This is a genomic window from Acinetobacter sp. Ag2, from assembly GCF_001005515.1.
Taxonomy (GTDB): domain Bacteria; phylum Pseudomonadota; class Gammaproteobacteria; order Pseudomonadales; family Moraxellaceae; genus Acinetobacter; species Acinetobacter bereziniae.
The window spans coordinates 61,038-73,315 of sequence record NZ_LBNA01000058.1 but is presented as its reverse complement, the minus strand read 5'-3'; the positions used below and the strand labels follow the sequence as shown (position 1 = coordinate 73,315).

16 protein-coding genes are annotated in these 12,278 nt (G+C 34.1%); 7 read left to right on the top strand and 9 right to left on the bottom strand.

Annotation, left to right across the window (positions count from 1 at the left end):
* Positions 1-76 precede the first annotated feature (76 nt).
* The 5 genes from AAV97_RS18305 to AAV97_RS18285 all read right to left on the bottom strand — a co-directional run bounded on the left by AAV97_RS18305 (position 77) and on the right by AAV97_RS18285 (position 4,337).
* Positions 77-541 carry a hypothetical protein gene (locus tag AAV97_RS18305; RefSeq protein WP_046761346.1) on the bottom strand — a complete coding sequence of 155 codons (465 nt, stop codon included), beginning with the start codon at positions 539-541 and terminating at the stop codon, positions 77-79.
* 347 nt (positions 542-888) lie between these two features.
* Positions 889-2,643, bottom strand: a complete 1,755-nt coding sequence (locus AAV97_RS18300) for a DUF5906 domain-containing protein (RefSeq protein ID WP_416202237.1) — start codon at positions 2,641-2,643, stop codon at positions 889-891.
* 18 nt (positions 2,644-2,661) lie between these two features.
* Positions 2,662-3,597, bottom strand: coding sequence for a primase-helicase zinc-binding domain-containing protein (locus tag AAV97_RS18295; RefSeq protein ID WP_046761344.1), 936 nt, complete (start codon positions 3,595-3,597; stop codon positions 2,662-2,664).
* Positions 3,597-4,100, bottom strand: coding sequence for a phage regulatory CII family protein (locus tag AAV97_RS18290; protein WP_046761343.1), 504 nt, complete (start codon positions 4,098-4,100; stop codon positions 3,597-3,599). The genes AAV97_RS18295 and AAV97_RS18290 overlap by 1 nt, the downstream gene beginning before the upstream one ends.
* A gap of 18 nt (positions 4,101-4,118) precedes the next feature.
* The gene (locus tag AAV97_RS18285) at positions 4,119-4,337 is read right to left on the bottom strand and encodes a ribonuclease D (RefSeq protein ID WP_046761342.1); all 219 of its coding nucleotides are present in this window, start codon (positions 4,335-4,337) and stop codon (positions 4,119-4,121) included.
* A 99-nt stretch (positions 4,338-4,436) separates the two neighbouring features.
* Between AAV97_RS18285 and AAV97_RS18280 the strand changes: the two genes are divergently transcribed.
* From AAV97_RS18280 to AAV97_RS18260, 5 genes are all read left to right on the top strand, one after another.
* Positions 4,437-5,078: a LexA family protein gene (locus AAV97_RS18280; RefSeq protein ID WP_046761341.1), complete on the top strand. Its 642-nt coding sequence runs from the start codon at positions 4,437-4,439 to the stop codon at positions 5,076-5,078.
* A 115-nt stretch (positions 5,079-5,193) separates the two neighbouring features.
* Positions 5,194-5,511 carry a hypothetical protein gene (locus tag AAV97_RS18275; protein ID WP_052945881.1) on the top strand — a complete coding sequence of 106 codons (318 nt, stop codon included), beginning with the start codon at positions 5,194-5,196 and terminating at the stop codon, positions 5,509-5,511.
* On the top strand, positions 5,508-6,002 hold the full coding sequence (locus AAV97_RS18270; RefSeq protein ID WP_046761340.1) for a hypothetical protein: 495 nt from the start codon (positions 5,508-5,510) through the stop codon (positions 6,000-6,002). Before AAV97_RS18275 ends, AAV97_RS18270 begins: the two co-directional genes overlap by 4 nt.
* Positions 5,999-6,193 carry a hypothetical protein gene (locus tag AAV97_RS18265; RefSeq protein ID WP_046761339.1) on the top strand — a complete coding sequence of 65 codons (195 nt, stop codon included), beginning with the start codon at positions 5,999-6,001 and terminating at the stop codon, positions 6,191-6,193. The genes AAV97_RS18270 and AAV97_RS18265 overlap by 4 nt, the downstream gene beginning before the upstream one ends.
* Positions 6,190-6,468: a pyocin activator PrtN family protein gene (locus AAV97_RS18260; protein WP_046761338.1), complete on the top strand. Its 279-nt coding sequence runs from the start codon at positions 6,190-6,192 to the stop codon at positions 6,466-6,468. The genes AAV97_RS18265 and AAV97_RS18260 overlap by 4 nt, the downstream gene beginning before the upstream one ends.
* A 16-nt stretch (positions 6,469-6,484) precedes the next feature.
* Here AAV97_RS18260 and AAV97_RS18255 read toward each other — a convergent pair whose 3' ends face one another.
* The gene (locus tag AAV97_RS18255) at positions 6,485-7,969 is read right to left on the bottom strand and encodes a hypothetical protein (RefSeq protein WP_046761337.1); all 1,485 of its coding nucleotides are present in this window, start codon (positions 7,967-7,969) and stop codon (positions 6,485-6,487) included.
* A gap of 24 nt (positions 7,970-7,993) precedes the next feature.
* A complete protein-coding gene (locus AAV97_RS18250; RefSeq protein WP_046761336.1) occupies positions 7,994-9,190 on the bottom strand; it encodes a tyrosine-type recombinase/integrase in 1,197 nt (398 codons plus the stop codon).
* Between the two features lie 117 nt (positions 9,191-9,307).
* Here AAV97_RS18250 and dusA point away from each other — a divergent pair, with 117 nt between their 5' ends.
* A complete protein-coding gene (dusA, locus tag AAV97_RS18245) occupies positions 9,308-10,327 on the top strand; it encodes a tRNA dihydrouridine(20/20a) synthase DusA (protein WP_046761335.1) in 1,020 nt (339 codons plus the stop codon).
* A 75-nt stretch (positions 10,328-10,402) separates the two neighbouring features.
* Here the strand turns inward: dusA and AAV97_RS18240 are convergent, their stop codons facing one another.
* Positions 10,403-11,293 (bottom strand): LysR family transcriptional regulator, encoded by an 891-nt coding sequence (locus AAV97_RS18240; protein WP_046761334.1) that lies wholly within the window; start codon positions 11,291-11,293, stop codon positions 10,403-10,405.
* Between the two features lie 101 nt (positions 11,294-11,394).
* On the opposite strand from AAV97_RS18240, the gene AAV97_RS21260 reads away from it, so the two are divergent.
* Positions 11,395-11,532: a hypothetical protein gene (locus AAV97_RS21260; protein ID WP_004827656.1), complete on the top strand. Its 138-nt coding sequence runs from the start codon at positions 11,395-11,397 to the stop codon at positions 11,530-11,532.
* A gap of 171 nt (positions 11,533-11,703) precedes the next feature.
* On the opposite strand, the gene AAV97_RS18235 is transcribed toward AAV97_RS21260, so the two are convergent.
* Complete coding sequence (locus tag AAV97_RS18235; protein WP_046761333.1) at positions 11,704-12,213, bottom strand: hypothetical protein; 510 nt, start codon at positions 12,211-12,213, stop codon at positions 11,704-11,706.
* Positions 12,214-12,278: the final 65 nt, after the last annotated feature.

The window sequence follows — 12,278 nt, the reverse complement described above, 5'->3', positions numbered from 1 at the left end:
CAGCGCTGAATAATATTTACAGTTACTCATTGTGGTAAAAACTAACTTAAATTTGTTTCAGTGTCAAATACTAATTTTAATTAGTTTTATTGATGTGAAAAAGAATATTTTTAGTAGCTACATCAAATTCTGTATTTAAATCCAAAAGCACCATGTTAATTGCTTGATTTAAATATCTATGAATCACCAAATGATTAACTCCAGCAATAAGTGCTCTATTTCTTGCAGACGGTTTGTAATTCGCTGTTACTGCACAAAACTCAACTAAAGCAACATTGATTACTGTCAACACATGATTAGATGCATAATCTATTATTTTATGCTCATACCTTGAAGTAAGCGCTTTACTAAACCTTGAAATATTTTGTGCATTGTTAGCACCAAGACATTTTAAACGAATTAAATTATCTTGAAGCGGTGAGAGATTCGCATAACTCATTGCAAGAAGAACATCCTGTGCAGTTAAAGCTCCATAAGAACCACCACCAATTGAATCGAAATTCGTGGTTTTCGGATTTAGTAACCTTAAAATTTTTTCCATGGTTGTCCTCTCCTTAAATGCATGTGAATGATGTGAATGATCGTGTGAATGATTTTAAGAAATGGTTCACATATAAATATAAATATAAACAATAATTTAAATTACATGTGAATGATGTGAATGATTTTATATATTTTTCTCGCGTGAGAGTGATTTCATTATTGATTGTTTTATGATCAAAATTTGTAGATACGTTATTTTTCTCCTCACGTGCGCGCGCGAAGAAATGGTTCACATCATTCACATGGGGGCTGAATGCATTGGTAAGAAAGGCTTTGAGCGTGGTAATGATTTGTCTGAATGGTTCACACAACCATTCACATCGTTCACATGATAAGCCGTAATTATTAATATTTTGCTTCAGGAACATCACCAACCCCATCTAAACTATCTTGAAATTTCTCGATTTGCAACCCTAGCCAAAGCTGTTCCTGCTCTTCTTTTGGTTTCTCACCAATGATAATGATTTTATTTTGACCAGAGGACCTTGAACCTTTCCAATGCTTAGCCTTATCACTCGGAACAATGCTATGCTTTTTCCCCTCAATGATGAATCGCTTCATACTGATTTGATGTTCTCCAGTCGTTCTTGACCACTGCCCAAACGCTTTATAAAGCTGTTCTGATTTACATGAAATATAAGGATATTTAGTATCTCCATTAACCCATTCATGGTAAAAAGTATCAAATCCTGCCCGTGAATAATCAATCATCGTTTTTTTGGCACGTGTCATCGGCGGCTTAACATGCTCATGGAAATCAGATAAGTCTAGACCCATTAAATAGGTATAAAACGCTTTCACTCCATTGGTTTTTATCTCCTGCATGACCTTTTCATGCAATTCACCATCTAAGTCTTTGTTTGGATTTAGCACTAAAAATCTTCGATCTTTTTCTTCAATCGGAAGAGGTTGAGTGTTATTGGATAAAAACACTGTATTCAGGTGGTTATTCATCTCCCAACCAGATACAAACTTTTTGCTGACATACAAAGTTTCACCAGTGATTAAGTGTTTAATCATGCCCATGACATTGTGCTTTTTCTTGTTATCTACAATTTCTTCAAAAACACCAAACAGCTTGTTTTCAATCCATTCGTTATACTGGTTATCAAGTTGTGCTTGCCCAACAGTAGTGTGGTACTCACCATAGATTTTTTTCATGATTGTACCGAACATTAAAGATTTACCAGACCCGTGAATATGCCCATGCATCAGTACGCATGTTGCCATTTTTGCGCCAATGTTTTGTAATGGGAATGCAAGCCATTTCAATAAAAATTGTACTGCTATTTCTTCACCATCACATAAGTCATGGATCAATGTGATAATCCCCTGACAATCGTCGAATACTTCAGGGCGTGAAAGCTGCTCATCATATTGATCGCGCATCACATCAATATTTAAGCCACGGTAAATATTGATGTAATTTTCATCATGATCATGTTCTTGTTTTGGATCGAAAATTAAATTTTGTCTAGGTATCATTTTGCGTTCAGGTGATTTAAACCATAAATCAAAAATGTTTGGGTATGCATTTCTAATATATTTGATAAGCCAAGTTTTACGTTCCTTAATATTCCAAGCTTCCTCAGAATTTGCCAATACAACAAAATTTTCAAGCAATTCCTGAATTGTCAAATTATTTGCAACATTCACATTGTATTCAAAATCAGATTTCGCAATAATATTTTTATGCTCTAACCAAAGTTTGTAATGCTTCTGCCCCAATAATGCAGTAAAAGCATTTTTTTTGATTACAATTTTATCTGAATCATCCCAAATATCTGTTTTTGTTTCAATTAAGTAATATCGTTCAACAAATTTTTTGACATCTTCAGGAATTGAACCATTTTCTGACGAAATACCGCCCCCTACCCCCTGATTCACAACCACATCATTTTTCACAACCATACTAGATTGTTGAGAATTAACCTCATTTGACCCATAAAGTTGGCTGGGGCTTTTAATAGGGGGTGCGGGGGAAACAATAGCAAAAGATGATATTGCGGTCATGATCTGCCTTTTCACAACCTCTAACCCTTGAAGCAAATGCAAGTCATTAAAATCAGTAGGGGTAGATATTGCTTGTGGCTGTTCCATATTTTGGTCTTGATCCACTTATACCACCTCTTCAAATTGCGGTAAAACTACAATACCGCCAGTCACAGCCACAGCTTTATTAGCATAATCTTGACCAGTAGAATCCTTAGCACTGTCATCATCCGCACAATATACAATCTGAGCATGAGGGTACATTTCACGTACTTCATGCCCCACTTTTGGTAAATTATTTGCAACGAATGCAAGAAATACAGGTAATCCTGTAGCTAAGTGAATGCTGGCTCCAGTTGCATAGCCTTCAGCAATACATAAAACATTATTATCCAGTTCAACAGTACCGATTAAAAAAAAGCATCCTCCTGTACGTCCACCTTTTTTGTTTCCCGTTGGATCTTCTTTATCAGCTACAAAATACTTACCTCCATCTGGGTAAATTGTTTGCATATTCCACTGAAAACCAGAACAGTCAAAAGCAGGAATTAGAACGTTTCCGTGGTGATCAATTTTGACTCCAGAAAGTGCTGGAACTTTTTTACGTTCTAAATACGGACTTGACTCACCTAAATAAGCATTTCTATATAAGCCCTGTGCTTGCCGCGCCACCTGTTGTTGTTTTTTTAACTCCATTTCCTGGGCAATACGTTCACGAATTTTTCGTTCTTCAGCCCATTTTTTACGCATAGCTGGAGTAATTGTACTTTTTGCATTCAATCCTACAGATGCTGCAACCTCTTCAATGATCTGTGAAAATGCCAGACCAGTGACTTTACCTATCAAGTCAAAACCATCACGGTTCCTACTCTCAGTACAGTTATTACAGAGCCAATCACCATTTTCATATTTATCATCAAAGCGAAATCGATCCTCACCACCACAATTAGGACATGGTCCATGTTCATCAATTTTGGGCACTGTTATATTGAACTGTGAAAATATATCAACCCATTTTCCGCGTGCCGCTTCTTTAACGTCTTGAAGTTCAAATTTAGCCATCAGAATTCACCTGCATCTTGATCTGCTTTCATTCGAGCCAATTTTTTAAGCTCTACAACCGCACCTATCAATTCCATTGCATGTTTTTCTATCGTAGCCATTTCAACATCAATAATTCGATTATCTTTTAAAGCATCACTAACCGTGCTAAAAAGCTCACCAACTCTATTAGAAACTTCACCAATATTCGCTAAAAAACCTGAATCATGAATGTCAATTTCGCCTTTAATCTCATAAACGACAACATTACCATGAGTAGTAGCTAAGCTCTCCAATACACGAATATCTTTTGTATAACTCACTATCGCTTCAATATGTTCTGGTTTGAGATGAAACTGATCATTGTTTACATCAACAGCTTTACTAAAAGTCATAACATTAAATCCGTTAATCTCAGCAATCGCTGATTTAGAACCATGACGATCTTTACAAGCACGATATAGGGCTACATCCAAAGGAAGAACTGCATTTTCAGCAGCAAAATTTGATAAAAATCTTTTCATATCCGATTTGCTCCCAAATTAGACATTTGATTGTTTTGATAAATCATTTAAATTTTGTTTACGCTTTTCTAATCCAATTGGAGTTCTACCTGCCGCCAAATCACGAATCTGATATTCACGCAAAGATGGAATGTTATTTTCATCCCATTGAGCTAAAGCCGCAGTTGTGGTTTTTAATTTTTCAGCTAATTCAGCCAATGAACAATTTAAAAGCGCTGTCGCCTCATCACGAGTCATGAGAATACCTATAAACTAATTAAACTTAGTTTTATTACATATGAGTTAACTAAGTTAGTCAAGAGCTAAGATAAATTAGTTTTTTATCGAGACCAAATTATGAATACTGTCGGATCACGTATAAAGCAACTAAGAAATGCAAGAAAGCTGACTCAAAAAGAGCTTGCTAAAAAAGTAGGTATTTCAGATGCTGCTGTTGTGCATTGGGAAAAGGATGTAAATATACCGAAACTTGAGTATTTGAATATTTTGGCACCACTTTTGAATACGACTATAGATTACATAATGTATGGAAAATCAGATGCCTCTGATACAGTAAATGACTATAGACCAATAACAAGGATGCTACCTGTTTTGACATATATCCAATGCGGCACAATGACTAATGTTCGTTCGATTTCACCCGATGATATTGAAATGTGGTTGCCTTCCCCTCCAGAAGCTGGAAAAAATAGTTTTTATTTAATCTGCCAAGGAATCAGTAATTCGCCTGAATTTAATCATGGTGATTATGTTTGTATTGATCCTGATGTGCCTTTAGATTCAGTACAGAATGGTGAAATGATTGCAGTATGTCAAGATGATGAGGCAACTTTCAAAGCTCTTGTGAGAGAATTTAATAGCTTGCATTTGAAGGCGCTAAATGAAAATTTCCAACCAAATATCATCCCACTAAAAGAGGGCTTTATTTATAAAGGAAAATATGTAGGCAAGTTCACACCATCAAAAAAATATTTCTAAAAACGATTCAGCAACAATAAAACTAAGTTTAATTAGCAAAAAATATTGACACCAATTCTAAGTTTAGTTAGTTTAATAACACAAGCTAACTTTACTTAGTCATATGGTGATTATAATGGTGAAAAAAAATTCCCTCCCTTTCTCTGAATTTGATCAGATCGTTATTGGTCGAATTTTTTCTAAAGATTTTGCTCAACCAGCAGTTAATGACCACTGGTTCTATAAAAATAAGGCTATCGCACAAATCTCTTCAGCTGTGAAAGCTATTCGTAACGCAACCAATCAGCACGATTTCAGTACAGCTATCACCCAGGCAAATGCGTTTCTTGACGCAGCATACGACTATGAATTTATTGACTTAACAGATAAATCAAAATGGCTATATGAAATCGCTCAAGCAACTCGTATCCAAACGATTGGAGAGCATGAATGAACACTAATATAGATCACGATGTATTCGCAAAAAAGTTGCAATCAATTGAACTTGCCAACCAAGTTGAAGAGTTTTTGAAGAGCCAAAACCTTGATGAGCCAGTTCAAATTCCTTTCGGTCATTCTGAGTATTTGAATACATGTAAGAAAAATGGTGTTGATCCTTACACCTTGTCTTTACGTTCAATTATGACTCATTCAGTAGAGCAAACCCATGCAGAAAAAAAGAATAATTCTGCAAAGCAAAAATTCGAAATAAACAATTTAACTTACACGCCTGACAATAGCTCAAATCGTCGGGAGTTTAATCGCAAGGCACGCGAGTTAGCCTGGATAAGTGGTCAAAAAAAGTTTGTTGGTAAATGTCAAAAACATGGTGAGCAATATTTCAATATTCGCAAACAAGGCAAAGACCAACTCTGTAGCATTTGCCAACGTGAATTTACTCGAATTCAAAATCAAAAACGAAAAGAAATGGTGGTGACTGCATGATCAATCCAAAGTTTGATTTAATAAAAAAACTTGGTCTTAAAAAAGCACGAGATATGCTGAACGGTTATATCCCTGCTTATGAAGATATGGTTGAACTCAGAAAACAGTATGATGCCTGGCATACTCAAACTGTGAATTATGCACATGTTAGTCCAAGTACTGTAGTTATCAATAAAGGGGGGTCAGAATGACAATTAAAGCTCAAACCTTGAACACATACCAAATGTTATTCATACGCTACATGTCTCCTATCATTTCGCTTGAAACTGTTGTGAAGGACTATATGAATAACATGTCAGTTGAGCATGCGAAACGCTTTGCAAGTAAACAACAGTTACCTTTTCCTGTAATTAGACTTGGGGAAAAAGCTAAATCAGCTTGGATGGTAAATATTGCCGATTTAGCTGTTTATATTGATAAACAAACTGCAATAGCTCAACAAGACCACAATGCAATGAATGCTTAATATTAAATAAAAGCCTCTATTTTGAGGCTTCATCATTTTTAGCTTTATCATTATCTAATATTAATTTTGCTAAATCAGTACTTACCTTTGTTTGTTGTACTAATGCACTAAGAACATCAACATCAGAAGATGTAGCTTTTTCTAGATCATAAAGAGTTTTACCAAAATACTTATCTGCTAACTTAATCTTTAGTTCTTTAATATCATTTTGATCCCACCCATTCGTATAGCTAGTTAATGCAATCAACTCTGCTTCGGTTTGCTTTGCTTGATTAGCAATTCTTCTATGTTTTTCACCTTCTCTTGATAAATAAAAGGCAAAACCAAAAAAAACAATTAAAAATGGAATTTTTGCATAAGTTTTTTTAAGGTCAGTTAAGTTTTGAACTACTATATTATTCGAATCAAATAAAAATAAAGCTACCAAACAAACAAGAGCGATAAACGATAGAATTCCATAAATAAACAATGAAAAAAATCTAAAAATCTCAGCTGAGAATAATTCTTTATTATACAAATCACTATATACCTTAATAGAATCAGTATTTCGAACAGACTCTAAATAGCTAAATATAATATCATTATCTTCTTTTATGCTTTCAAGATATTTTTTTGATTTATTTGAATCTCCTTGAATTTCTGTTAGTAATTTTTTAAAACCATTGAAAGATTTTGTATGATCTGCAATAACTTCATCTTCTGATTTTTTAAATTCATCAAGAAGTTTTAGCTTTTCAGCCCACAATCTTTTTAAATGAGCTTCCTCTCTAACAGTCTCATATTCAGTATAAATTTTAAAATAATCTTTTTTAAATACAAAATTAAAAAGCTCAGCTGAATAATTTCTATTAATATAAGAATTAATAGTTTCTAAAATTCTTACATATTCTAAATTTAAAGTGGCATGATCTTTAATCAGAGCTTCTGACTTTTCAATAAAATCTTTAAGTAATTCTTCAGGTATAAATAACCATTTATTGTTATTTAGATGATTTTCCAAACTTAAAAAAATGTTTTTTATCTGCTTTATCCTAAAAACGCCTCCATCTATTTGAATATCTATAACACCTACATTATCCTTAATAAATAAAAATAAATTCTCAGCATTATGGACACTAGGTATTTTCGAAAATATTTTATTTTTTATGTTATTAATTAAATCTTCAGCTATTAGATAAAAAAATTCCAAAATATTTTTTTTAAAAATTTCAGACGATTTTATATCACTAATACTCTTAATTAATTCATCATAATAATATTTCAACAAATCATTAAAATTAGTTAATTTATTTTCTAATAAATTAATATCAACATTCAATAAATTAGATTCAAAATCAACTCTTATTAATGTAATTAATTTAGAAAAAACCTGCTGAACATCATTCGATTCTTCCTGCCAGACTACTCCAAACTTATGCCCTTTCAAAGAATAGACTTCTTCAATCTGATCCTCAATTTTTTTTAGTAGGAATCCAATTTCATTTTTTACAGCACTATCCACTATACCCTCCAAATTAAACAATTTCTAAGTCAAGTTATTGATTTTTTTATCATAAATCTGGCAAATATTTGAATTTCTTGAAATATTTATTGCTTCATCATAATTCAAAACAGTCGTTCTAATAATATCTAAATTCACATAACGCTTTAAACTATTCCAATCATCATGCAAAGTATACTGTTGAATTTGTGGTATTGTTAGTCCTTGTTCTGCTAACCGAGTAGCTGCTTCATGCCTAAAATCATGAAAATGTAAATCTTCAATTTCCAGCAAGTCTCTTATTCTTCTCCAATTTTTGTCAATGGCATGAGTTGTAAATGGTACAAGAAACTGTGAATCACCTCCACGGCAGAGCATTTTCTTCCTTATTCTAGTATCAAGCAATATTTCTATTATTTTATCAGCCTGATTAGAAACAACGAACCATTTATCATTTCCTTTAGAACCATTAGGATGCTTAATTCCCTCGATAAACCATTTCTTATTTTCTCGATCATAATTAGAAATTTTTAATCGGACCAATTCATTTAATCTACGGCCAGTATAGATGCACAACCAAATCAACAAATACATTGGTGCGCCTACATATCTACTTCCAAAATTAAACTCATAATAACTCAAAGTTGTCACCTGCTGTAATTCTTCACTTGAGATTAAGCGAGCACGTTCTTCTGAATCTCCTACAATACGAGCCTTTCGTAAGCCCTTAATCGCTTTTTCAAACTCAACTAAATTGATCTCCAGTCCCCATACAAGTTCGGCATAATCAAGGACGGATTTAATACATTGAAGATCAAAATTTATGGTTGCTGGTTTAACTGGTTTTAGTTGATAGTTTTGGTTTTCATAACCTGCAGCTCGTCTACGTGCATGCTCACCATAATCTGAGCGCTTTAGCTCAGTAACACATATTTCAGCTATATCAAAAAACTGTATTTGATTTAATGTAAAAGCCTTTGATCTTCCAAAATCTTTAACTTCTTCAAGATATTTTTTAATTGCTGTACCGAGAGTCATTGAGGGTGAAACATTTAGAAAAGTTGACAATAGCTCAGGATTCTTTTCTAATTTGTCCTCTTGTTTTTTCAACCAAGCTTTTGCTAGTGCTTTCGTGCTGAATGTTTCACAATCAAAATATTCAGCATCTTTCCTACGAATCTGTATTATTGCTTTATATCGTGTGCCTTTTGTTTTCGAATTTAAAGTAACAATTCGCCCCATATTGCAACCATTTTTTAAATGAGATTATTTAGTTGTAATATAGTTGCAATTAAATACAAAATATACAGAAAAGATGCAGAAACCACATAAAAGTTACAATCCAAAATAGGTATTTAAATGAATGATTTAAAACAAAACGTAGATATATCAACGCTTCCGCGTATATCCGTTGCACCTATGATGGATTGGACAACTCGTGACTATCGTTTTTTTGCACGTTTGTTTAATCCAAACATTATTCTGTATACAGAAATGGTCACCACAGGTGCCATTATCTATGGTGGGGCAAATCGTCATTTGGACTATAACCATGAAGAACATCCAATTGTTCTACAGCTCGGTGGCTCAAACCCAAAAGAACTCGCCACCTGTAGTAAAATGGCGCAAGACTGGGGCTATGATGAAATCAATTTAAATGTGGGCTGTCCAAGCGACCGCGTGCAAAATAACAAAATTGGCGCCTGCCTGATGGCTGAACCAGATTTAGTCGCAGAGTGTATCGCTGAAATGCGTAATGCAGTTGATATACCCGTCACGGTAAAACATCGAATCGGGATTGATGACATGCAATCTTATGAAGAAATGCTAAATTTTGTCGATACTGTAGCAAAAACTGGATGCAATAACTTTATTGTGCATGCACGTATTGCATTACTGCAAGGCTTATCTCCAAAAGAAAATCGAGACATTCCCCCACTCCGTTACGAAGATGTATATCGCTTAAAACAAGATCGTCCTGAGTTGCTGATCGAAATCAATGGTGGGGTTAAAACCTTTGCTGAAACTCAAGAACATTTAAAACATGTCGATGGGGTCATGATTGGTCGTGAAGCTTATCATAATCCATATCTATTAGCAGAGTTGGGGCAGCTTTGGAATTTAGATTTGCCTGATCGCTTTGAAATTATGGATCAAATGTTGCCTTACATTGCCAAACGGATGCAAGAAGGTGCACCGTTGTCAATTATTACCCGTCACATTCTCGGGTTATTTCAAAACCTGCCAGGTGCTCGTAAATGGCGTCAAGCTCTAAGTGGTGGCAATGCCAAAACATTTGCTGATGTTGAACATGCTATTGTCAATATTAAAGAAGCAATGAAACGAACTGAAGACTATATTCGAGAGCAATCCGTATAATTCAACTAATCACAATCATCAAAAATTAAGTCTATATTAAACGATGTGCTGTTCAAGTACATCGTTTATCAATGCTCACTGTTGAAAGCATTTGACTAATTCTTTGGCGCATTTCACCACTGCATCATCAGCATGACTGTTCCATGCCATAAAAACATCAGAGGAAGCCTGTTCAATATCCAAAGCAATCAACCTGACTTGCTCAGGCACTATATTTTTGAATTCAGCAGGAACGATACAAATCCCTATATTTGCAGCAACCAATTGCAATTGCGAAACCTTTCGAGATTGAACTCGGGCTTTTTTAGGTGCAAAACCAGCACTTAAACAAATATTAGACACCAAATAACTCAGCCCACCACGTTCTGCATGATGTGTTGACACAAAGTCTTCATCTTCTAATTGTTGAATTTTGACCGTAGTTGCTTTTGCTAAATGATGATCTTGATGAACAGCAACATATAGAGGTTCATCATATAATTGAACAGCGCTTAATCCATCCATACTATTTAGAATCGGTGGGCGAAAAAACCCAATATCAATATTGCCTTTCAATAATTCAAGGACCTGATCCTCAGAAGATAAATTATTGATTTCAAAATTAATACTTTGTTGTTTAGCGACTTGATCAAATAACTGAACTTTTTCTAAACTCATGCTGATGGTGCTTGAGTGTGCGACTTTAATTAAACGGTGTAGACCACTTGAGATTTCTCTTGCATTTTCAATAATATGATTGAGGTTTAACAAATTGTTTTTCACTTGCAAATAGAAAAACTGCCCAGCTTTGGTCAATTTTATTTTTTTGTCACTGCGATCAAAAATTTCAAATCCAATTTCCTCTTCTAATAGTTTGATCTGCCGACTTAATGCTGACTGAGCGATAAATAATTTTTCTGCTGCCGCAATAAACCCGCCTTCTTCAACGATTCTAATCAAATAATTAAATTGCTTGAGTGTTGCCATATTCATCTCAAAATTAGATCAATCATGCTTTTTTCTATATTAGATTAGATTTTAAAACATCACTAGACTGAATTTAAGTAAAGTATCTAGGCAGAAAAACGATGAGTATTTCTAAGCAAATCCTGATTTTTATCAGTATCGTTGGCATTTTTCTTTTATTGAGTTGCTTTGATCGTTTTATCTCTGCACAAACAGGGCAAGCAGTCGAACCATCAGCGTTTATTTATTTACAAGACTAAACTGACCATCGTTATTAAAGTAGCAACTCAAGTGCTTATCGTTTGTGAATACTGATAAATCCTTATTCAAATTCAACCATCGATGAGTAGACCATCCATCAAAACAGACATGATTTGATTTACAAACAACTTTGATATGTATTCATATCAATATGTACTGGGCATGTTATCCTATAAACGTGTACAGGATTTCACTAAAGAATACTTTTCTATATCAGTCAAACATTCTGTTTTATTATTTTTTAGATCATATTGATAGGCAATATACTTGCCAGCAAGGTCTTCACTCACAAAATGATTATTTTTAAAATAGGCTTTAATCATACATGTGTGTAAATCATTCATTGCATACACTTTTATATGCTCAACATATTGTGTTTGCTGCACAATATTTAGATTCCAATTGAGTAGTTGATTCATTCTCTTCAATTCATCTTGCTTGATCACATGTTGTATATTGTTAAAATTACATGTTTTTACCACAGCATTCGGCTGCTGCTTGACTGACCAAATCAGCACTAGCCTTATATCATCCATTGCTTTACGCGCTTCATTCAACTGGCTGGCTGCTTGAAAGTGGAGAACAGTTGCATAACAACCGTACCCTATACCCACGATCACCAAGATGAACAGTATGATCTGACCAAGATTAAATTGTAAATGATTTACCCATCTAAACATGGTTATTCAACATCCATATTTTATAGATTAACCCCGAAACCGCTGTCATCAGTATTTCAGCGCAT

Excerpts from the sequence above, each read along its gene's own strand:
- AAV97_RS18240 (WP_046761334.1), bottom strand. The coding sequence starts at position 11,293 with ATGGCAACACTCAAGCAATTTAATTATTTGATTAGAATCGTTGAAGAA.
- AAV97_RS18280 (WP_046761341.1), top strand. The coding sequence starts at position 4,437 with ATGAATACTGTCGGATCACGTATAAAGCAACTAAGAAATGCAAGAAAG.
- AAV97_RS18275 (WP_052945881.1), top strand. The coding sequence starts at position 5,194 with ATGGTGAAAAAAAATTCCCTCCCTTTCTCTGAATTTGATCAGATCGTT.
- AAV97_RS18260 (WP_046761338.1), top strand. The coding sequence starts at position 6,190 with ATGACAATTAAAGCTCAAACCTTGAACACATACCAAATGTTATTCATA.
- AAV97_RS18270 (WP_046761340.1), top strand. The coding sequence starts at position 5,508 with ATGAACACTAATATAGATCACGATGTATTCGCAAAAAAGTTGCAATCA.
- AAV97_RS21260 (WP_004827656.1), top strand. The coding sequence starts at position 11,395 with ATGAGTATTTCTAAGCAAATCCTGATTTTTATCAGTATCGTTGGCATT.
- AAV97_RS18290 (WP_046761343.1), bottom strand. The coding sequence starts at position 4,100 with ATGAAAAGATTTTTATCAAATTTTGCTGCTGAAAATGCAGTTCTTCCT.
- AAV97_RS18235 (WP_046761333.1), bottom strand. The coding sequence starts at position 12,213 with ATGTTTAGATGGGTAAATCATTTACAATTTAATCTTGGTCAGATCATA.
- AAV97_RS18265 (WP_046761339.1), top strand. The coding sequence starts at position 5,999 with ATGATCAATCCAAAGTTTGATTTAATAAAAAAACTTGGTCTTAAAAAA.
- AAV97_RS18285 (WP_046761342.1), bottom strand. The coding sequence starts at position 4,337 with ATGACTCGTGATGAGGCGACAGCGCTTTTAAATTGTTCATTGGCTGAA.
- AAV97_RS18300 (WP_416202237.1), bottom strand. The coding sequence starts at position 2,643 with ATGGAACAGCCACAAGCAATATCTACCCCTACTGATTTTAATGACTTG.
- AAV97_RS18250 (WP_046761336.1), bottom strand. The coding sequence starts at position 9,190 with ATGGGGCGAATTGTTACTTTAAATTCGAAAACAAAAGGCACACGATAT.
- AAV97_RS18295 (WP_046761344.1), bottom strand. The coding sequence starts at position 3,597 with ATGGCTAAATTTGAACTTCAAGACGTTAAAGAAGCGGCACGCGGAAAA.
- dusA (WP_046761335.1), top strand. The coding sequence starts at position 9,308 with ATGAATGATTTAAAACAAAACGTAGATATATCAACGCTTCCGCGTATA.
- AAV97_RS18305 (WP_046761346.1), bottom strand. The coding sequence starts at position 541 with ATGGAAAAAATTTTAAGGTTACTAAATCCGAAAACCACGAATTTCGAT.